Raw genomic sequence first — 20,874 nt, forward strand, 5'->3', positions numbered from 1 at the left:
CCTCAGGCTTTTTTGGTGACGTCATGTTGCAGACGCTCCATAAACGCGGAGACGGACATTACGCCCAGATCCACGTTGCCACGGGCACGCACGGCCACTTGATTGGCATCCCGTTCCTTGTCGCCCACTACCAGCAGGTAGGGAATCTTCTGAAGGGAATGCTCGCGGATTTTATACGTAATTTTCTCGTTACGCAAATCGGCCTTGGCCCTAAACCCTTGTTTTTGCAAGAGTTGCACGACGCTTTCGGCATATTCCGACTGAGATTCCGCAATATTCATCACGACGACCTGTTCCGGCGCCAGCCAGGCGGGCAGCGCACCCGCGTGGTTCTCCAGCAAGATACCCAGGAATCGCTCGAACGAACCGAGGATTGCGCGGTGGAGCATCACTGGCCGCTTGCGGGCGTTGTCTTCGGAGACGTATTCCGCACCCAGACGCTCCGGCAGCACCAGATCCAGCTGCAGCGTACCGCACTGCCAGGATCGGCCAATCGCGTCCTTGATGTGGTATTCGACCTTCGGACCGTAGAACGCGCCCTCGCCCGGCAACTCCTCCCATTCCACGCCGCAGGCGCGCAGGGCCAGACGCAGGCCATCTTCAGCATGATCCCAGACCTCGTTCGACCCGGCACGCTTCTCGGGGCGCAGCGACAACTTCACCGCCACATCCTTGAAGCCGAAGTCGTCGTAGATGGAGAAAGCCAGTTCATTAAACGCCTTGGCCTCCTCCACGATCTGCTCTTCCGTGCAGAAAATGTGCGCATCGTCCTGCACGAAGCCGCGTACACGCATCAGACCATGCAACGCGCCGGACGGCTCATTGCGATGGCATGCGCCGAACTCCGCAAACCGCAGCGGCAGGTCGCGGTAAGAACGCAGCCCGTGATTGAAGATCTGGACATGCCCCGGGCAGTTCATCGGCTTGATCGCATAGTCGCGCTTCTCCGACTCCGTGACGAACATGTTCTCCTTGTAGTTCTGCCAGTGGCCAGATTTTTCCCAGAGCGAACGGTCCATCACCTGCGGCGTGCGCACTTCGTCGTAACCGGCCTTGCCCAGCCGCTCGCGCATGTATTGCTCCACGGCCTGCCACACCTGCCAGCCCTTCGGGTGCCAGAACACCATGCCCGGCGCTTCCTCTTGCAGATGGAACAGATCAAGCGTCTTGCCGAGCTTGCGGTGGTCGCGTTTCTCGGCCTCCTCCAGCATGTGCAGGTACGCCTCCTGGTCTTCCTTCTTCGCCCAGGCCGTGCCGTAGATGCGCTGGAGCATCTCGTTGTTGGCATCGCCGCGCCAGTAGGCGCCAGCCACCTTCATCAGCTTGAATACCTTCAGCTTGCCCGTGGATGGCACGTGCGGCCCGCGGCACAGATCGACAAACTGACCTTCGCGATAGAGGCCGATTTCCTGGTCGGCCGGGATCGAGGCGATGATTTCCGCCTTGTATTTCTCCCCCATCGACTCGAACAGCGCCACGGCTTCGTCACGATTCCAGACTTCGCGCGTGACTTTTTCGTCCTTGCGCGCCAGCTCCGTCATTTTCTTTTCGATGGCCGCAAGGTCTTCGGGCGTGAAGGGACGCTTATAGGCGAAGTCGTAATAGAAGCCGTTTTCGATGACCGGACCGATCGTGACCTGCGCATCCGGATAGAGCTCCTTCACGGCATAGGCCAGCAAGTGCGCCGTCGAGTGGCGAATCACGTCGACGCCATCGGCGTCCTTGTCCGTGACGATAGCCAGCGACGCATCGCGGTCGATCGAGTAGCTCGTATCGACCATGCGGCCATCGACCTTGCCGGCAAGCGCCGCCTTGGCCAGGCCGGAGCCGATGCTCTGAGCCACTTCAGCCACCGTGACGGGGCCGGGGAATTCGCGACGGGAACCGTCCGGCAGCGTGATTACGATCATCTTGCACCTCTCGAGGAGTCCAACCGCCGGCATGGCGCCGCGACGATCGGATCAAACAACTTTTTGTGGCGCCGGTGTCGCCCGATGCAGCGAGACGCGCATCGGACGGCACCGGCAACGGACTTTTCTTGCCCACATCGCGGGCGATGCGGCAGCTTATCAGCCAGCTGGCAAACGACAGACGAAAAAAAACGCGGCCAAGGCCGCGTTTTTCTGTCTTTTCCCGGATCGCTCCGGTTCGAAGGCGCACCTCGACTACTGTCGCTAACCAGCGGTAGTAGTTCGAGTTGTCATGTTCATGATGCGTTTCCGTGCCTTGTCAGGTTGATCGGATCTGCCGTCACGCCAGCCTTCGATTGCTGACGGGTAGTACGTTTTTACTGCAATTCGTTGGTAGGCTCGATTGGACTCGAACCAACGACCCCCACCATGTCAAGGTGGTGCTCTAACCAGCTGAGCTACGAGCCTAGCGAAGACGCAAGTATAGCATCACTTTCTTTTTGCTTGCAACACCCCTTGCACATCTTCTATCAATGACAGCGCGCGCTGCAGTTGCGTGGCCTCGGAAACCTCCGCCGTAAACTGCATGCGCGCGACGCCCTTGCTCGACAGCGTCTTCACACCCGTCACGTTGATCTTCTCCCGCGACAGCACTTCGGAGATATCGCGCAGCAAGCCCTGACGGTCAATCGCCTCCACGTGGATGTCCACCGGATACACCGCGTCGCTACGCTTGCCCCATTCGGTCTGGATCACCCGCTCGGGCGCACGCGACGACAGTTGCAGGAAGGTACTGCAGTTGCGACGATGGATCGACACGCCACGCCCGCGCGTCACAAAGCCGACGATCTCGTCCGGCGGCGCCGGCTTGCAGCAGCGCGACATCTGCGTCATCAGCGAATCCACGCCCACCACCAGCACGCCGCTCTTGGCGCCGCGCGCCACGCTGGTCGCGCGGCTCTTCTTGGTGACGGCCTCCTCCTCGGTCAGCTGCGGCTGCACCTCCCCCTCGGGATGGCGCAGCGCGTGCTCCACATGACGCAGGCTGAATTCTTCCTTGGCGACGGCCGCATAGAGTTCGTCCGGCGTCTTGAAGTTGAGCCGCGTAGCCAGGTCATCGAGGTTGACCGCGGTCTTGCCCTCGCGCTGGAGCGTCTTTTCGATCAGCGACCGGCCCTGCGCGATGGTTTCCTGCGAATCGAGCGCGTTGAACCAGGCTCGCACCTTCGCGCGAGCGCGGCTGCTCGCCAGATAGCCCAGCTCCGCGTTGAGCCAGTCGCGCGACGGCCCGCCCTGCTTGACCGCGACGATATCCACGGTCTGTCCGTTCTTGAGCGGCGTGTTGAGGGGCACCATGGCGCCATCCACGCGCGCGCCACGGCAATGGTGCCCCAGATCGCTGTGCAGGTAATACGCAAAGTCGACCGGCGTCGCGCCCTGCGGCAGCGCCACCACGCGCGCCTGCGGCGTCAGCACATAGATATGGTCGTCGATGGCCGCGTGCTTCAGTTGCTCCCAGGGCGAGTCCTCGTGCGCCACCGAATGATCAGCGTCGTCCTTCCATGCCAGCAACTGGCGCAGCCACGCGATCTTCTCATCGTAACGTTCGCTCGCGGAGAACTGCCCGCTATAGCCCTTGCTGCCTGCCTCCTTGTAGCGCCAGTGCGCCGCCACGCCGTACTCGGCGAAGTGGTGCATTTCCTGCGTGCGGATCTGGACCTCGAAGGCACGGCCGTCGTCGCCGATCACCACGGTGTGCAAGGACATGTAGCCGTTGGACTTCGGCCGCGAGATATAGTCATCGAACTCGCGCGGGATCGGCTGCCAGATGTGGTGCACGATGCCGAGCACCGTGTAGCAATCCTTGATGTCATCCACGATCACGCGGAACGCCCGCACATCGTAGAGATCGGCGAAGTCGAGCTCCTTGCCGCGCATCTTCTTCCAGATGCTGAAGATATGCTTGGGGCGCCCGGTCACCTCCGCACGGATGCCCGCCGCGGCAAGCTCCGACTGCAATCGCTCGATGGCCTGCGAGATATAGCTCTCGCGCTCGATGCGCTTTTCGTCCAGCAGGCGGGCGATGCGCTTGTAGGTCTCGGGCTGCTCGAAGCGGAACGCCAGGTCTTCCAGCTCCCACTTCATCTGCCAGATCCCCAGCCGGTTGGCGAGTGGCGCGTAGATGTCGAGCGTCTCGCGCGCCACGCCCGGCAATGGCGCACTCTTGGTCTGCGCCAGCCAGCGCAGTGTCTGCAGCCGCGACGCCAGCCGCACCAGCACCACGCGGATGTCCTGGGCAAAGGCCAGCAGCATCTTGCGCAGCGCTTCCACCTGTTCCTGGCGCGCCGCGGCTTCTGTCTTCGACGACTCGGACACGTCCGTCTGCGTCACGGCAATCGCGCCGATTCGCAACAGTTGCCGCACCCCCTTCACCAGGCGTGCGACTTCCTCGCCAAAGCGCTCCTCCATCTGGCCTTCGGTGCCCGGCACGAACGCTGCCACGGCAAACAGGCACGCCGCGGCACGCGCGGCGTCGTCCACGCGCAAGCCATCCAGGATCCGCAGCATCCCCTCGGCGTGCGACAGCACGCTCTCGCCGGTCGGCAGCATCGCGGGCTTGTCGCCATCGGCCACCTCGCGCACATAGGCCAGCGCGCGCTCGACGAGGCCGGCATCCGGCACTCCGACGATCTTCCCCGTTACGTCCGTCGACGTCACCATGTCGTACCGCCTGGCATCAGTTGAGGGCGGCCGTCACCACCACTTCGATCAGATAATCGGGGTTGGCCAGCTTCGCCTCGACGGTGGCGCGCGGCGGGGTGTTGCCCTGCGGCACCCAGGCGTCCCACACCTCGTTCATTTCGCCGATGCGGGTCACGTCGGTCAGAAAGATCTGGCACATCAGGATGCGCGTCTTGTCGCTGCCGGCCTCGGCCAGCAGGCGATCGATGTGACCCAGCACCTCGCGGGTCTGGCCGCGCAGGTCGGCCTTCGGGTCCACCTCCGGCACCTGGCCGGCCAGATAGACCACGCCGTTGTAGACCGCGTATTCAGACAAGCGTGCGCCCACGTGGGCTCGCTTCAGGGTGTTGGCACTCATGGCAATTCGTGTACTTGATTAAGGTGATAAGCCGACCGCTCAGGGGGCCAGGAAGAAATTCCGGGCGATCGCCACCTGGGCCGGATCGACGAACGTCGGCGCATGCCCCACATCGGGGACTTCCACCGACGAAACGTGTTTGCCGCGCGCCACCATTTCCGCCACGGTCTCGCGCAGCAGCAGGTCGGACTGCGCACCGCGCACCACCAGCGTCGGCCCCTGGATAGCCTCGAACATCTTCCACAGCGCGGCTTCGCCCGCCTGCACCATCTCTGGCGTGCTTTCCTTGAAGGGCACGGCCAGCGCGGGATCGTAGTGCAAGCCCCACTCCATCCCCTCCGCAGCCTGCACCGGCTTGAGAATCGCGGCGTTGAGCTCGCGCCATTGTTCCGGCGTATGACGGCCAAAGGAGGCGCTGATCGTCTGCAGGTAGGCCAGGCCTTCCTCGAACGTCTTGAAGCGCACCGGCAATCCGAGGTAGGCGCCAATGCGCTCCACCGCCTGGGCAGCAAGCTTCGGGCCCACATCGTTCAGTAGCAGCTTGCGCACCGGTGACCTGGGCAGGCTCGCCAGCCCCATGCCGATCAGGCCGCCCATCGACGTACCGAACCAGTCCACCTGCTCGACGTTCAGGCGCGCAATCAGCGTGACCATGTCCGACACATATTGCGGCACGACGTAGCGGCGCGGATCCGCCAGCCATTCGGAACGGCCCCGTCCCGCCACATCCGGGCAGACCACGCGGTATTCGTCGGACAGGGCCTTCGCCACCGTATCGAAATCGCGGCCGGTGCGGGTCAGGCCATGCACGCACATCAGCACGCGCGGATTCGTGGGGTCGCCCCACTCGTGATAAGCCATGCGATGCAGGCCTGCGGGACTGATGCACTGAACAAAGCCGAGGCGCGGACTGGAAGACATCTGAACTCCCTGCAGTTCCCCACCGACAGCGTGACGGCGCGGAGGTTGAGCGGTGTTAAAAACTGTTGGCGGTACGGCTTTTGGCAAAGCAGGATTGTACGCCCTGCGAGTACAATGCCACAGCACATTGGCGCACGCGGCCCCTACTGTAGGGTGACCCGCTGGCATCCGGCTGGCAACCAACTGGCAACCGACTGACAAGCAGCGGGAAGTCCGGCCGGGGAAGGCAGGTCGCCGCCCGCGCGCGCATCCCGACCGGCCGGCACCGGTGGTCCCGGCCCTTACCGCATTTTCTCCGACGGAGGCTTACATGCTCAAAGGCAAGACGGCACTGGTGACTGGCTCGACCAGTGGGATCGGACTCGGCATCGCGCAGGCACTCGCCGCGCAAGGCGCCAATATCATCGTCAATGGCTTTGGTGACGCGGACGGCGCAAAGGCCGAGATTGCCAAAGCCGGCGGTGGCATTCAGGTGGGCTACCACGGCGCCGACATGAGCCGCGCGGCCGAGATCGAAGACATGATGCGCTACGCGGAGAAAGACTTCGGTGGCGTGGACATCCTGGTCAACAACGCCGGCATCCAGTTCGTCGCGAAGATCGAGGAATTCCCGGCCGACCGCTGGGATGCCATCATCGCCATCAACCTGACCTCCGCATTCCACACCACGCGCCTGGCGCTGCCGTCGATGAAGGCCAAGAACTGGGGCCGCATCATCAATGTGGCTTCCACTCACGGCCTGGTGGCGTCGGCGGAAAAGTCCGCCTACGTGGCATCCAAGCACGGCATCGTCGGGTTCACCAAGGTCACGGCGCTGGAAACCGCCCAGACCGGCGTGACCGCCAACGCGATCTGCCCGGGCTGGGTGCTGACGCCGCTGGTGCAGAAGCAGGTGGAAGCGCGCGCCCAGAAGGAAGGCATCCTCGTCGAACAAGCCAAGCGGGAACTGGTGCTGGAAAAGCAGCCTTCGGGCCAGTTCGTCACGCCCGAGGAACTCGGTGCGCTGGCCGTGTTCCTGTCGAGCGAGGCAGCCAGGCAGGTGCGCGGTGCCATCTGGAATATGGACGGTGGCTGGGTCGCGCAATAAGGAAGACGCCATGCATCATCGTCGTCATTTCCTTCGCACGCTGGGTGCCGGTGCTCTCGCCCTGTCTCCGATCACCAGCGCGCTCGCCCAGGCATCGCGCCCGCTGACTATCGACGTCTACAAGACTCCGACTTGCGGCTGCTGCGAGGACTGGGTCAAGCATCTGCGCACCAACGGCTTTGCCGTGACCACGCACGACGTCGAGGATACCGGCGTCTACCGCGCACGCTACGGTATGCCCGACCGCTTCGGGTCGTGCCACACGGGCGTGATCGGCGGCTATGCACTCGAAGGCCACGTGCCGGCAGCCGACATCCGGAAGCTGCTGGCCACAAAGCCCAAGGCCGTCGGTCTGGCCGTGCCTGGCATGCCGGCCGGATCGCCGGGCATGGAGATAGGACCGCGCAAGGACCCGTTCGACGTGCTGCTGGTCAAGTCCGACGGCGCCGCATCGGTCTTCTCGAGCTACAACAAGACCAAGGCAAACGGCTGATTCTCCGGTCACCGCCGGACCGCCATACAAAACGCCCCCGCCGGCTTGCGCTGGCGGGGGCGTTTTGCTGACGGCAATCCAGGTTGGCCAAACTGTGTCGACAACCTAAGTCGACACAGCTTGACCAGGGAGACCGCCTCAGATCAGCGTTGCGCCGGTCTTCGACTGGATCTCTTCGCGGCTGACGCCGGGAGCGGTTTCCACCAGCTTCAGGCCATCCGAGGTCACGTCAATGACGCCCAGGTCGGTGATGATGCGGTTGACCACGCCCACGCCGGTCAGCGGCAAGTTGCAGTCCTTGAGGATCTTGATGTCTTCGGTGCCGTCCTTCTTCTTGGCGGTGTGCTCCATCAACACCACGACCCTGCCGACGCCTGCCACCAGGTCCATCGCGCCGCCCATGCCCTTGACCATCTTGCCCGGAATCATCCAGTTGGCCAGGTCGCCGCGTTCGCTGACCTGCATCGCGCCCAGGATGGCCAGGTTGATATGGCCGCCGCGGATCATCGCGAAGGAGTCGGCCGACGAGAAGATCGACGAACCTGCCAGCGTCGTCACCGTCTGCTTGCCGGCGTTGATCATGTCAGCGTCAACCTCGTCCTCGGTCGGGAACGGTCCGATGCCCAGCAGGCCGTTTTCCGACTGCAACCACACTTCCATGCCGTCCGGCACATGGTTGGCCACCAGCGTCGGCAGGCCAATGCCCAGGTTGACGTAGAAGCCGTCCTGCAGCTCGCGCGCCGCGCGCGCCGCCATTTCGTCACGTGTCCATGCCATGATGTCTCTCCTTACTTGGCACGCACGGTGCGCTGTTCGATGCGTTTTTCGGGGGTGGCGTTCAGCACCAGGCGCTGCACGAAGATGCCCGGCGTGTGGACCTCGTCCGGGTCCAGCTCGCCCGTCTCGACGATATGTTCCACCTCGGCCACCGTGATCTTGCCAGCCATCGCGCACATCGGGTTGAAGTTGCGGGCGGTGCGACGGAAGACCAGGTTGCCGGCCTTGTCGGCCTTGTACGCCTTGACCAGCGCGACGTCGGCGGTCAGCGACCGCTCCATCACATATTGCTGGCCATCGAATTCGCGGATTTCCTTGCCGTCGGCAACGATGGTGCCCACGCCGGTCTTGGTGAAGAAGGCCGGGATGCCCGAACCGCCGGCGCGCAGCTTTTCAGCCAACGTGCCTTGCGGCGTGAAATCCAGCTCAAGCTCGCCCGCCAGGTACTGGCGCTCGAATTCCTTGTTCTCGCCCACGTACGACGAGATCATCTTCTTGATCTGGCGGGTGGCCAACAGCAGGCCAAGGCCGAAACCGTCGACGCCGGCGTTGTTGGAAATGCAGGTGAGCTGCTTGGCGCCGCTGTCGCGCAGCGCGGCGATCAGCGCTTCCGGGATGCCGCACAGCCCGAAGCCGCCCACGGCGATTGTCTGGCCGTCTTTTACGACGCCCGCGAGCGCCTCGGCGGCGCTGGCGTAGACCTTGTTCATATTTGCTCCTTCCTCGGTAGTCCCGTGGAGATATCCCCTGCGGGTAATCCCTCGACGTTCTGCCCCCGCATGCCCGGTGGGCCACGCGGGGAAATTGTAACGGTACAATCGGCGGTCAGTAGCCGTCCGTTGCCGACCGACAGCATACGTCAACGGGTGCCGGCAACGCCATTACGTAAAAGTACATAAGGGACAATGCCCCCCATCGACTACCAGACCGCTTTCCAGCTGGCGCCCGTCGGGCTGGTGCTGTCGCGCGCCCGCGTGATCGAGGATTGCAACGACGAGGTCTGCCGGATCTTCGGCACGACGCGCGAAGCGCTGGTCGGCGAATCGTTCCAGGTGCTCTACCCCACCGCCGACGAATTCGAGCGCACCGGCGCGCGCATCGTGCCGATCATGAACACCCGGGGCATGTATTCGGACGAGCGGATCATGAAACGCGCCGGCGGCGAACTGTTCTGGTGCCACGTCACGGGCCGCGCGCTGGACCGGCGCGAGCCGCTGGGCGCAGGCATCTGGACATTCGAAGACTTGTCGCAGAAGCGTCCGGTGACGGCGGAACTGACCGCCCGGGAGCGCGACATCGCCGCGCAGCTGGTGGAGGGCAAGACCAGCAAGCAGATCGGCAAGCTGCTGTCGATCAGCCCGCGCACCGTGGATATCTATCGCGCGCGGCTGATGAAGAAGTACGGGGCCCACACGGTGGTGGACCTGGTGCAGCGGCTGGTCAACCACTGACCCCAGGCAGCTGGATTACACCGCGATCAACGCGCGGATGGCCTCCGGCACCGGCACGGATTTCTCCGCCGCGTAGTCGCACCACACCACCTTTGCTCCGCCCTCGGCCCAGACCACGTCGGGCAGGTCCGTGCGGCGGATCTCCATGCGCGTCTCGAAGCTCGTTCGACCCAGGTTGCCCGCATACACGCGGCATTCGATATCGCCCGGAAAGCGCAGCTGCTTCAGGAATGTCATGTGGGCGTTGATGATGACCGGCCCGTGGCCGTTGGCATCCTTGCCGCTGCGGCCAAGCGAGGAGAACCACTCGATCCGCGCCTGCTCCAGGTACTGGAAATAGACGGTGTTGTTGACATGGCCCATGGCGTCCATGTCGCCCCACCGGATGGGCATGACGTGCGTGAAGACGTGTTTCATCGGCAATTCCTCAGGCGCCGCCCCGCCATTGCAGCCGGCCGGCGCCCTGCTCCTTAACGCTTGGTGATCGCCGTTTCGGCCTTCGCCACCAGGTCGGTGCCGATTTGCTTCTTCCACTTGTCGTAGACCTTGGTGGTCGCCTTGCGGAAGGCTTCATGCTCGGCCGGGGACAACTGGGTCACCTTCACACCGTGCTGCTCCATGTCCTTCCACGCCGGAGCACCGGCCTCCACCAGCCCCTTGCGGGCCAGCGCGATTTCCTGCTTGCCGGCATCGATAGCGGCCTGCTTCACGATCTCGCGGTCAGCCGGCGTCCAGCTTTCCCAGATCTGCTTGTTGACCACGAAGATCAGCGGGTCGGCCACATAGCCCCATGTCGTCACGTACTTCTGCCCCACCGTGTACAGCTTGGCGGCGGCAAACACGCTCTGCGGGTTCTCCTGGCCATCCACGGCGCCGGATGCCATGGCCGGCTGCGCATCGGCCCAGCTCATCTGCGTCGGATTGGCGCCGAGCGCGTTGAAGGTCTCGATGTACAGCGGCGACCCCACCACGCGCAGCTTCAGGCCCTTCAGATCCTCGGGCTTGCGGATCTCATGCTTGGAGTTGGACACCTCGCGGAAGCCGTTCTCGCCCCAGGCCAGCGGCACCACGCCAGCCTTCTCCAGCGTGGCGAAGATCGACTTGCCCACGTCGCCCTGCGTCAGCGCGTCCAGCGCCTTGTAGTCGGGCATCAGGAACGGCAGCGAGAACAGGTTCAGTTCCTTGACCTGCGGCGACCAGTTGATGGTCGAGCCCACGGCCATGTCGATCACGCCCTGGCGGATGGCCGAAAACTCGCGCGTCTGGTCGCCGGCCACCAGCGATGTGCCCGGATACAGCTTGATGTTGATACGGCCGCTGGTGCGCTGGCGCACCAGGTCCGCCCAGATCTCGCCGCCCTTGCCCCACGGGAAGGCGGGGCCGAGCACGAGCGACATCTTGTATTCGGACTTGTAGGTCTGCGCCATCGCGCCAGCCGGCGCCAGCGCGGCGGCGGCAATGGTGGCGGCAACGGACAACATCAGAGCACGGCGTTTCATTTGGGAATCTCCTCTTTTCAGTCTTGTGGTACGTCGATCGTGATGAATGACTCGGTCAGTAGCCCAGATACTCGGGCAGCCAGGTCGCCAGCGGCGGATAGGCCAACACCATCAGCATCGCGATGAACATCGCGAGCAGCATCCAGATCACCCAGGGCACGGTTTCTTCCATGCGCACCCGGGCGATCCGGCAGGACACCATCAGGTTCACGGCCAGCGGCGGCGTGAACTGGCCGAGCGCCACCTTCAGCGTCAGCACCACGCCGAACCACACCGGGTTCCAGTGGAATGCCGTGGCAATCGGCAACAGCAGCGGCACGAAGATCAGGAAGATGGAGATGCCGTCCAGGAACATGCCCACCGTCATCAGCAGCAGCACGATCAGCGCCAGCACGCCGTATTCGCCCAGACCCGAGTGCGCGATGGCGTTGGCCAGCGGATCGATCACGCCCAGCGTGGACAACGCGTAGGCAAAGATGCCGGCCAGCGCCACGACCAGCAGGATGACCGCGGACGTCTCGGCCGCTTCCTGGAAGATCACGAACAGGTCGCGCATGCCGATGCTGCGATAGATCACCATGCCGACGAACAGGCCGTAGACCACGGCCACCACGGCGGCCTCCGTGGGCGTGAACCAGCCGGCACGCATGCCGCCCAGAATCAGGAAAGGCGCCACCAGGCCCCACGCGGCTTCACGCAGGCTCTTCCAGAACGGCGGACGCGGCAGCCCGGCTTCGATATGCCCCATGTTGTGCTTGCGTGCCAGCCAGACCGCCGGCACGATCAGCGCCACGCCGGCCAGGATGCCGGGGATCATGCCCGCCGCGAACAGCGCCGGCACCGAGGCGCCCGGGACCAGCACGCTGTAGATGATGAAGGCCACCGACGGCGGGATCAGGATGTCCGTTGCAGCCGCCGCACCGACCACCGCGGCGCTGTACGAGCCCGGATAGCCCGCGCGCGACATCGCCGCGATCATCACGCCGCCCACGGCGGCCGCGTTGGCAGGCCCGGAGCCCGAGATGCCGCCCAGGAACATCGCCACCAGGATCGCCACCAGCGGCAGCATGCCCGGGCCACGCCCGACGATGGCGATGGCAAAGGTGACCAGCCGCTGCGCCACACCGGAGCGGTCGAAGATCGACCCCACCAGCACGAACATCGGAATCGCCAGCAGCGGGTACTTGGCCAGCCCGGCGTAGAAGTTCTGCGGCACGGCCAGCAAGCCGAACATCTGCGTATCGAGGTTGGACAGGCCGATGGCAACCAGTCCGCCCAGGCCCAGCGATACGCCAATGGGCACGCCCAGCAGCATCAGACCGATAAAGACAACGAACAGGACAATGGCGACCAGCGTCATGGCGCGCCCTCCCCGTTAGCCCCGTTAGCTCCGTTCGATGCCGGCGAGCCGGTCGCCCCATGCGCATGCAGGGCACGAAGCGCGCGGACGTTGCGCAGGGCCAGTGCCAGCGCGCGCAGGGCGATCGCCAGTGACAGCACAGGCAGCCAGACCGAGTACCACCAGCTTGGCACGCCGATGCCCGGCGAGGTTTCGCCGAATGTGTACTCATCCCACGTGACGCGTGCACCAAGCACCGCCAGTGCCAGGAACATCACCGCCACGGCCACGGCCGAAACGATGGCCAGCCGCTTCTGCCGCGCGGCGCTGCCACGTTCGAAGAAGAATTCGATGCGGATATTGCGATCGCGCGCCACGGCGGCGCTGCCGGCCACCAGTGCCAGCACGATCATCAGGAAGACCGAGAATTCCTCGGTCCAGGCAAATGATTCATCGGTGAAATAGCGGACCACCACGTTGGCGAACGTAATGGCCACCAGCAGCACCATGACGATCACGCCGATCCAGTCCTCGATGCGCGGCGAAAAGCGGAATTCGCTGTCGCGCGCTTCGTCGCCTGCTTCGGGAATCACCACCGATTCGACGACGTGTTGCGACACGGCCTCGCGCCGTGCCTCCCTGTCTGGCTCCATCTCCCCGGCCTCCGGTCCGGTCCGCTCGGGCCCTTGCGGCCGCCGCGGCATTTCTTGTTTATGTATGTAATGACTTCATTCGAAGTCAAAGCGGATTATGCCAATTCTGGCGCCCCGCGCCGAGACCGCCCTGGTGGGCAAGACATTCGGGAATCGCGGATCCCTCTGACTGGCGCCATGCCCAAGGGGACCGGATAAGCCCTGGACATTCACGCGCCACGCCCCGCCGCGCGCTTGTGGCGCGCATCGCGGGGCGGACGGACCCTGTTGAAATTCGGGAAAAAGTCAGACCATGCCGTCGTCGGCGGTGACCACCGCGCCGTTGATGAAGCGCGACGCATCGGAGGCCAGCAGCAACAGCAGGCCATCCAGGTCTTCCGGCTGGCCCAGCCGCTTGCGCGGCAGCATCTGGATCAGCTTCTGGCCGGCCTCGGAATCCCAGTGGTGGTGATTGATCTCCGTGTCGATATAGCCCGGACAGATCGCGTTGGTATTGATACCGTGGCGCGCCCACTCCAGCGCCATGGCCTTGGTCATGTGCACCACCGCGGCCTTGCTCATGCAGTAGACGCCGATCTGCGACAGCACCTTCAACCCGGCCACCGACGCAATATTGACGATACGTGCCTGCGGCAGCGGATTGCCGAGCTTTTCCGCACCCTTGGCCCGCGCGATCATGCGCTTGGCCACTTCCTGCGCCACGAAAAACGCGCCGCGGGTGTTGGTATCGAAGACGAAATCGAAGTCGTCGGCGGTGACGTCCGTCAGCTTCTGCGTGGTCGACACGCCCGAATTATTGACGAGGATATCGATGGCGCCAGCCTCGGTCTCCGCATGGGCCACGGCGGCACGAATGCTGGCCGGGTCCGTCACGTCCAGGCGCACCACATGGGCACTGCCGCCATCGGCCTCGATCGAGGCACGCAATTCCTTGAGCCGCTCGGTGCGGCGCGACGCCAGCACAACTTTGGCGCCAGCCGCCGCCAGCACATTGGCAAAGCGCGTGCCCAGCCCGCTCGAGGCACCGGTCACCAGCGCGACCTTGCCTTCCAGATTGATCGACAAACCCATGATTACCTCGGTGTGGGGGCGTCCGGCCCGGCCGGACGCTCGCCGCCAGCCCGCCATGAATGGGCAGAAGGCAGCATACCAAAAAAAAGAACGGTCGTTCCAAAAAATATCTTGCCTGAGGGTGTCGAGTCCCGGACAATGCCGAAGATTCTAAGAACTTGGTCTCCAAAGGGAAAGAGGAAAAACGCCTAGAGTGCCCCGGTTATCCGCCGATGGCTCCAGGATGGCGCGTGCCGCGCGCCGGCCGCCTCGCCGGCTTGCGCCTCACCCCCTGCCCGATCCGGGTTCCGCAGAGCACGATCACCGCATCCCACAACCGCAGGCCCGCATCCCGCGCTGCAATCATGCGGCAGTATTGCCGCCCAGAAGAAACAGAGGGTTAGAGACAATGGATCAGCAACAGCTCCTGGAGCAATTCGGCCCACGCGAAGCCATGGAGTACGACGTCGTCATCGTCGGCGGGGGCCCCGCGGGCCTGGCCACGGCAATCCGCCTGAAGCAGCTGGCTGCGGAAAAAGGCGGCGACGTCAATGTCTGCGTACTGGAGAAGGGATCCGAGCCGGGCGCTCACATCCTGTCGGGCGCCATCATGGACCCGCGCGCGCTGAATGAACTGTTCCCGAACTGGAAGGAACTCGGCGCGCCGCTGAACCAGCCCGTCACCGAGGACAAGTTCCTGTTCCTCGACGAGACCGGCTCCAAGGGCGCCCCGCTGCTGCCAGAGTGCTTCCACAACGAAGGCAACTACATCATCAGCCTGTCCAACTTCGTGCGCTGGCTGGGCCAGCAGGCCGAAGCGCTGGGCGTGGAAATCTTCCCGGGCTTCCCGGCCGCCGAAGTCCTGTACAACGAGGACGGCTCGGTCAAGGGCGTTGCCACCGGCAACATGGGTATCAACAAGGAAGGCGAGCCCACCGAGAACTTCCAGCTCGGCATGGAACTGCATGCCAAGTACACGATCTTCGCCGAAGGCGCGCGTGGCCACCTCGGCAAGCAACTGATCTCGAAATTCCAGCTCGACGCCGGCAAGGATCCGCAAAGCTACGGCATCGGCCTGAAGGAGCTGTGGGAGATCGATCCGGCCAAGCACAAGCCCGGCCTGGTGGTACACACGGCCGGCTGGCCGCTGGACCCGGCCACCTACGGCGGCTCGTTCCTCTACCACATGGAGGACAACAAGGTCGCGGTGGGCTTCGTGGTCGGCCTGGACTACACCAACCCGTGGTTGTCGCCGTTCGAGGAATTCCAGCGCTTCAAGACCCACCCGGAGATCCGCCAGTATTTCGAAGGCGGCAAGCGCATCGGCTACGGCGCGCGCGCCATCACCGCCGGCGGCCTGCTGTCGCTGCCCAAGACCGTGTTCCCGGGCGGCGCGCTGGTGGGTTGCGACGCCGGCTACCTGAATGCCTCGCGCATCAAGGGCAGCCATGCCGCCATCAAGACCGGCATGATGGCTGCCGAAGCCGCCTATGACGCCCTGCAGGCCGGCCGCCAGCACGACGAGCTGACCGCCTACCCTGTCGCGTTCGAATCGAGCTGGCTCCACAAGGAACTGCTGCAGTCCAAGAACTTCAAGCAATGGTTCAAGAAGGGCCGCACCACGGCCACGTTGATGACCGGTATCGAGCAGTGGCTGCTGCCGAAGCTGGGCATCCGCAACCCGCCGTGGACGATCCACCGTGAAAAGCCGGACCACGTGTACCTGAAGCCGGCCGCCGAGTGCCCGAGGATCGAGTACCCGAAGCCGGACGGCAAGCTGACGTTCGACCGCCTGTCCTCGGTGTTCATCAGCAACACGAACCACGAGGAAAACCAGCCGGCGCACCTGACGCTCAAGGATGCGAGCGTGCCGGTGGACATCAACTGGGAAAGGTTCGCCGGACCCGAGTCGCGCTACTGCCCGGCAGGCGTGTACGAGTTCGTGCAGAGCGACGACGGCAAGGAACGCCTGCAGATCAACGCGCAGAACTGCGTGCACTGCAAGACCTGCGACATCAAGGACCCGACGCAGAACATCGTGTGGGTCACGCCGGAAGGCGGCGGCGGCCCGAACTACGTGGGCATGTAAGCCGCGATCGACCGACGCAAGAAAGCCGGCCTCCATGGCCGGCTTTTCTTTTGGGCATTCCGATGTGGGTGCCCGGCCGGATCAGACCGGCATGCGCGTGCTCGTCAGCAGTTGTTCGTAGATAAAGCACTGCAGCAGTGTCAGCTCGCGCTCGCCCAACGCATCGAAGGCCACGCCGAAGGCCGGAAACTCGGCATCTTCCTGCGATGCCGACACACTGCGCACCCAGCCGTCGACGGTGATCTCGCTGTCCAGCGACGCCGTACGCAGCTGGAACCGCAGACGCACCTTGCACCCCACCGCCGGCGCGGGCGATGACGTCTGCAGAAGCGCACCGCCGGTGCTCAGATCCGACATCAACCCCAGGCGTGCCAGACCGTTCATGACATGCTGGTCGACGTCGACGCCCTCTGCGGCGGGCGGCTCGTCTCTCGCACCGGCCTCATCCGTGTTTTCAACCAGATACGCAGCCAGCCGCGTTGGCACGCGTGCCGCCCGGCGCACCGGCATCTGCTCCGCTTGCGCTGGCCCGGACAGCACCAGATACCGGAACGGACTGCGGCAGACCGCCGTGATCGTCGACGTGAAACTGTGGATCGCCTGCCCCGAGAACCCGCGCAGCAGCAGGTCTTCACCGGCCTGCAACGTCAGCTCCCGGCCGCCGAGCGTCGGCCACGTCACAAACAGGCCCTGATCGACAAACCCGATCAGCCGACTGGCGGCCGCGCGCGACGCCTCGCCCGGCGTCTTGACGTGCAGTAGCGTGCCGACCTGCAGGCCGAGCGGACCGGCGGCCAGCCGGGAGCCCGCATGGGTACCGGATTCGTTGCGGGTCTCATTGCCGGAGTCCGGCATGTCGTCGGGGCGACAAACGGTGCCGTGGCGAAACACGAGTGCCAGGTCGCGGGCATCCGGAATGACGCTGCCGCTGCCGAGCATGAGATTGCCCTCTGCGTCGAGTAGCGACCAGGGTAACGGCTGCCCGACGGGCAAGTCGTGGGGAGAAAGCTGGATCATGGCGCGGAATCGTCTCCATGAAGGCATATCCGGCATGAGAACGATCTCAAGAACCGGCGCGATGGTATTCGATATGGGTGGCTGCCCATGCAGCACCCACCCGTTGATGTGTCTGCTATCGACCGTTGCCGCCAAAGCTTGAACCCTCCCGATGAGGCAGACCTTTGTGCAGACATTTGTCTAACGCCTGCCAGACATTGGGCAGACATCAGGCTGGCATGGTGCCGACAAGCGGCGGTGTCCGCTGCACACCGTTCCCAGGCGCTCTCGCCCATCTCTCGCCTCTCGCCCTTATCGCCCTTATTCGCGCTTGACGGCCGGCCCGCCAGTCGCCAGAATTGACACGCATCAAAGCTGTCTGACAGCCTGACAACCCATTCCTCTCCGCCCCCACTGCATGGATCGCCTGTCCCGCCCCGCCTCCCTGCCAAGCCGTATCGCCCAGACGCTGCGCGACGATATCGCGGCCGGGCGCTTCGCCGCCGGTGGCCGCCTGCCGGCCGAATCAGCCCTTGCCGAGACATTCGACGTCAGCCGGCCCATCGTGCGCGAAGCGATTGCGCTGCTGAAGGCGGATGGCGTGCTCGTCACCCGCAAGGGCTCGGGCGCTTATGTGTCGGACACGCCCGGTGGGCAGGTCTGGCGCGTGGCCAGCCAACCTGACGGGGGCCCAACCCTCGCCCAATTGTTCGAACTGCGCCGCGTGGTGGAAACCACCTGCGCGGAGATGGCGGCACAACGCCGGACCGATGCCGACCTGGACGCCATCCGCGCCGCCTTGACGGCAATGCAGGCGCACGCCGCCGACTTTCCGAGCGCGGCCGCGGCAGACATCGCGTTCCACCATGCCATCGCCCAGGCTGCGCACAACCCCTGCTTTACCGGCCTGACCGACTTCGTCAGCCAGCAGTTGCTGGTGGCGCGCCAGTTTGCGTGGGAAAACAGCGCGCGCCTGGATGCGCAACACGGCACGCCCCGTGCGGCGGATGCCGAGCATGCGGCGCTGGTTGACGCGATCGCCGCCGGCGACCAGATCGCGGCCCGCGCGGCAGCCGGCGCGCACCTGTCCGCCGCGGCAGCCCGCATGGGCCTGGCCTGAACACGGCTCGCCGTCATTGCGACGACGAGCGATCAACACAAACGACCGAGACCCAAAGAAGGAGCCCCTCATGGAACAAGTGGATTGCGTCGTCATCGGCGCCGGTGTGGTTGGCCTGGCCATCGCCCGCGCGCTGGCGCTGCAGGGCCGCGAGGTCATCATCCTCGAGGCCGAGAACGCCTTTGGCACCATCACCAGCGCGCGCAACAGCGAAGTGATCCATGCCGGCATCTACTACCCGGCCGGCTCGCTCAAGGCGGAGCTCTGCGTGCGCGGCAAGGCGATGCTGTACGACTACTGCGCGTCGCACCATGTGGCGCACCAGCGCTGCGGCAAGCTGATCGTGGCAACCAGTGTGGCGCAAGTGACCACGCTCGATGGCATCCGCGCCAAGGCCGCCGCCAATGGCGTGCACGACATGCAATTGCTGAGCCGCGACGAAGCCCGCGCGCTCGAGCCGCAGCTCGCATGCCATGCCGCGCTGCTGTCGCCCTCCACGGGCATCATCGACAGCCACGGCCTGATGACGGCGCTGCTGGGCGATGCCGAGAACGCCGGCGCGATGCTGGCGGTGCAGTCGCCGGTGCTGTCCGGGGCGGTCACCGCTGACGGCATCCGGCTGGAAGTGGGCAGCACCGAGGGGCCCACCACGCTGCTGGCGCGCACCGTGATCAACGCCGCCGGGCTGACCGCACCCGAGTTGGCGCGCCGCATCGACGGCATGCCGCCCGCGCACATTCCGCCGCAGTATTACGCCAAGGGGTGCTATTTCACGCTGGCCGGCCGCGCGCCGTTCTCACGGCTGATCTATCCGGTGCCGGAGGCGGCCGGACTGGGCGTGCACCTGACACTGGATCTGGGCGGCCAGGCGCGCTTTGGTCCCAATGTGCGCTGGATCGACGAGATCGAGTACAGCGTGCCGCCGCACGACGCCGACGGTTTCTATGATGAGGTGCGCCGTTACTGGCCGGGGCTGGCGGACGGCGCGTTGCAGCCGGGCTATGCCGGCATCCGCCCGAAGATCAGCGGCCCGAAGGAAGTGGCGGCCGATTTCCGCATCGACGGCCCCGCGGCGCATGGCGTCTCCGGTCTGGTGAACCTGTTCGGGATCGAGTCGCCCGGGCTCACGTCGTCATTGGCCATCGCCGAGCGCGTGGCGCAACTCGCGGCGGCCTGAGCCGGATTCAGCCTGGCCGCACCGCGGCGTGCTCGCCGCGGAAACTCAGCGCGGCGCAGCACGCGCCGGCCAGCGCAGCCGCGGCGGCCAGTCCGAAGGTATGCGACGGCCCGAGCGTCTTCCACGTCCAGCCCATCGTCAGCCCACCTAGCGTACCGCCGACGCCGTAGGAAATGCCCGTATAGAGCGCCTGCCCGCGCCCCTGCAGCGGGCCGGCGAACCAGCGCTGCAACCGCTTGAGGCTGGCGCTGTGATGTGCGGCAAACGTGGCGGCATGCAGCACCTGCACGGCTGCCATCAGCCACGCGTACTGGGCGAGGTATCCGGTCAGGCCAAAGCGGATGGCCGCCAGCACGAACGTGCCGGCCAGGATCGTTCGCAATGCGAGGCTGCCGAACAGCCGCCCCTGATAGAAGAAGAACACGATCTCCGCGACCACGCCGATGGTCCACATCACGCCGATCGCCAGCTTGCTGTAGCCCAACTGCTCCAGGTAGAGCGAATAGAACACGTAGAGCGCCGCGTGAGCGAACATCATCAGGAACGCCGACGCCAGGAACCACGCCACATCGGGCCGGCGCAACAGCGGCAATGCCGGCGGCGGGCGCACGCGCGGGCCTTCGTCGGGCGCGTCGCGCATGCCCTGGACCACGATGGCGAACAGCGCCAGCATGCCGCTGGCCAGCCACGGAAAGGCCACCATGCCGAAGTGCTCGAACAGCGCCCCGCCGGCCAGCACCGCGCCGATAAACCCCACCGACCCGAACATCCGCACCCGCCCGTAGCGGTGGTCGAAGGCGCCATGCCGGCGCAGCGTGGAAATCGTCAACGCATCCCCCAGCGGCGACATCGCGCTGGTGATCAGGTTGAGCCCGATCATCATCGCCATCATGCCGCCATAGCTGTGGACGCCAGGAACCATCAGGAACGCGAGCAGCGAGCTGATCGCCGCCAGCCGCAGCAGGCGCACGCGTGTGTGCATGACATCGGAGAGCCAGCCCCACAGATAGGGGCCGACGATGCGGCTCAACTGAAAGCACGCCATCAGCACGCCAATCTGCACCGGCGAAAAGCCGCGGTCCGAGAAAAACAGGCTGACGTAGGGCGAGATGACGCCTACGTAGCCGTAGTAGCCGAGGTAGAAAAGTCCGAAGCGGAGGTAGGTCGCGGGATCGATCGATCCCGGCTTGAAAGCGCTATCGGGCGGCGTGG

Annotated in this window: 18 protein-coding genes, 1 tRNA gene and 1 pseudogene; 6 read left to right on the plus strand and 14 right to left on the minus strand. The window is 64.9% G+C overall.

Annotation, left to right across the window (positions count from 1 at the left end; genetic code table 11):
• Window positions 1-2: 2 nt before the first annotated feature.
• The 5 genes from thrS to BLR29_RS17160 all read right to left on the minus strand — a co-directional run bounded on the left by thrS (window position 3) and on the right by BLR29_RS17160 (window position 5,931).
• Complete coding sequence (gene thrS, locus BLR29_RS17140; protein WP_092138191.1) at window positions 3-1,910, minus strand: threonine--tRNA ligase; 1,908 nt, start codon at window positions 1,908-1,910, stop codon at window positions 3-5.
• 391 nt (window positions 1,911-2,301) lie between these two features.
• Window positions 2,302-2,378 (minus strand) — tRNA-Val (locus BLR29_RS17145).
• A 21-nt stretch (window positions 2,379-2,399) separates the two neighbouring features.
• Window positions 2,400-4,631 (minus strand): RelA/SpoT family protein, encoded by a 2,232-nt coding sequence (locus BLR29_RS17150; RefSeq protein ID WP_092138192.1) that lies wholly within the window; start codon window positions 4,629-4,631, stop codon window positions 2,400-2,402.
• Window positions 4,632-4,647: 16 nt separating this feature from the next.
• Window positions 4,648-5,010: a RidA family protein gene (locus BLR29_RS17155; RefSeq protein ID WP_092138193.1), complete on the minus strand. Its 363-nt coding sequence runs from the start codon at window positions 5,008-5,010 to the stop codon at window positions 4,648-4,650.
• A gap of 39 nt (window positions 5,011-5,049) precedes the next feature.
• A complete protein-coding gene (locus tag BLR29_RS17160) occupies window positions 5,050-5,931 on the minus strand; it encodes an alpha/beta fold hydrolase (RefSeq protein ID WP_092138194.1) in 882 nt (293 codons plus the stop codon).
• Between the two features lie 310 nt (window positions 5,932-6,241).
• Between BLR29_RS17160 and BLR29_RS17165 the strand changes: the two genes are divergently transcribed.
• The gene (locus tag BLR29_RS17165; protein ID WP_092138195.1) at window positions 6,242-7,018 is read left to right on the plus strand and encodes a 3-hydroxybutyrate dehydrogenase; all 777 of its coding nucleotides are present in this window, start codon (window positions 6,242-6,244) and stop codon (window positions 7,016-7,018) included.
• A 10-nt stretch (window positions 7,019-7,028) separates the two neighbouring features.
• Entirely contained in the window at window positions 7,029-7,511 is a 483-nt protein-coding gene (locus BLR29_RS17170) for a DUF411 domain-containing protein (protein WP_092138196.1), read from the plus strand.
• A gap of 138 nt (window positions 7,512-7,649) precedes the next feature.
• On the opposite strand, the gene BLR29_RS17175 is transcribed toward BLR29_RS17170, so the two are convergent.
• Complete coding sequence (locus tag BLR29_RS17175; protein WP_092138197.1) at window positions 7,650-8,288, minus strand: CoA transferase subunit B; 639 nt, start codon at window positions 8,286-8,288, stop codon at window positions 7,650-7,652.
• 11 nt (window positions 8,289-8,299) lie between these two features.
• Window positions 8,300-8,998, minus strand: a complete 699-nt coding sequence (locus tag BLR29_RS17180; protein ID WP_092138198.1) for a CoA transferase subunit A — start codon at window positions 8,996-8,998, stop codon at window positions 8,300-8,302.
• A 195-nt stretch (window positions 8,999-9,193) separates the two neighbouring features.
• Between BLR29_RS17180 and BLR29_RS17185 the strand changes: the two genes are divergently transcribed.
• Window positions 9,194-9,739 carry a PAS and helix-turn-helix domain-containing protein gene (locus BLR29_RS17185; protein WP_092138199.1) on the plus strand — a complete coding sequence of 182 codons (546 nt, stop codon included), beginning with the start codon at window positions 9,194-9,196 and terminating at the stop codon, window positions 9,737-9,739.
• Window positions 9,740-9,754: 15 nt separating this feature from the next.
• On the opposite strand, the gene BLR29_RS17190 is transcribed toward BLR29_RS17185, so the two are convergent.
• From BLR29_RS17190 to BLR29_RS17210, 5 genes are all read right to left on the minus strand, one after another.
• Window positions 9,755-10,156: an acyl-CoA thioesterase gene (locus BLR29_RS17190; protein ID WP_092138200.1), complete on the minus strand. Its 402-nt coding sequence runs from the start codon at window positions 10,154-10,156 to the stop codon at window positions 9,755-9,757.
• Window positions 10,157-10,209: 53 nt separating this feature from the next.
• Window positions 10,210-11,238 carry a DctP family TRAP transporter solute-binding subunit gene (locus BLR29_RS17195; protein ID WP_092138201.1) on the minus strand — a complete coding sequence of 343 codons (1,029 nt, stop codon included), beginning with the start codon at window positions 11,236-11,238 and terminating at the stop codon, window positions 10,210-10,212.
• 55 nt (window positions 11,239-11,293) lie between these two features.
• Window positions 11,294-12,598, minus strand: a complete 1,305-nt coding sequence (locus BLR29_RS17200; protein ID WP_176860977.1) for a TRAP transporter large permease — start codon at window positions 12,596-12,598, stop codon at window positions 11,294-11,296.
• Window positions 12,595-13,230 carry a TRAP transporter small permease gene (locus BLR29_RS17205; protein ID WP_092138202.1) on the minus strand — a complete coding sequence of 212 codons (636 nt, stop codon included), beginning with the start codon at window positions 13,228-13,230 and terminating at the stop codon, window positions 12,595-12,597. The genes BLR29_RS17200 and BLR29_RS17205 overlap by 4 nt, the downstream gene beginning before the upstream one ends.
• Before the next feature lie 285 nt (window positions 13,231-13,515).
• A complete protein-coding gene (locus tag BLR29_RS17210; protein ID WP_092138203.1) occupies window positions 13,516-14,301 on the minus strand; it encodes an SDR family oxidoreductase in 786 nt (261 codons plus the stop codon).
• Window positions 14,302-14,689: 388 nt separating this feature from the next.
• Here BLR29_RS17210 and BLR29_RS17215 point away from each other — a divergent pair, with 388 nt between their 5' ends.
• Window positions 14,690-16,369, plus strand: coding sequence for an electron transfer flavoprotein-ubiquinone oxidoreductase (locus tag BLR29_RS17215; protein ID WP_092138204.1), 1,680 nt, complete (start codon window positions 14,690-14,692; stop codon window positions 16,367-16,369).
• Between the two features lie 81 nt (window positions 16,370-16,450).
• Here BLR29_RS17215 and BLR29_RS17220 read toward each other — a convergent pair whose 3' ends face one another.
• Window positions 16,451-17,386, minus strand: coding sequence for a flagellar brake protein (locus BLR29_RS17220; RefSeq protein ID WP_092138205.1), 936 nt, complete (start codon window positions 17,384-17,386; stop codon window positions 16,451-16,453).
• Window positions 17,387-17,783: 397 nt separating this feature from the next.
• On the opposite strand from BLR29_RS17220, the gene BLR29_RS17225 reads away from it, so the two are divergent.
• Window positions 17,784-18,485, plus strand: a complete 702-nt coding sequence (locus BLR29_RS17225; protein ID WP_092138206.1) for a FadR/GntR family transcriptional regulator — start codon at window positions 17,784-17,786, stop codon at window positions 18,483-18,485.
• 70 nt (window positions 18,486-18,555) lie between these two features.
• On the plus strand, window positions 18,556-19,662 hold the full coding sequence (locus BLR29_RS17230) for an NAD(P)/FAD-dependent oxidoreductase (RefSeq protein ID WP_092138207.1): 1,107 nt from the start codon (window positions 18,556-18,558) through the stop codon (window positions 19,660-19,662).
• Here the strand turns inward: BLR29_RS17230 and BLR29_RS17235 are convergent.
• Window positions 19,584-20,839: pseudogene (locus tag BLR29_RS17235) on the minus strand (MFS transporter); the annotation flags it as partial. The gene BLR29_RS17230 and the pseudogene BLR29_RS17235 sit on opposite strands and share 79 nt — an antisense overlap.
• Between the last annotated feature and the right edge of the window lie 35 nt (window positions 20,840-20,874).

Source organism: Cupriavidus sp. YR651 (genome assembly GCF_900101625.1).
Taxonomy (GTDB): domain Bacteria; phylum Pseudomonadota; class Gammaproteobacteria; order Burkholderiales; family Burkholderiaceae; genus Cupriavidus.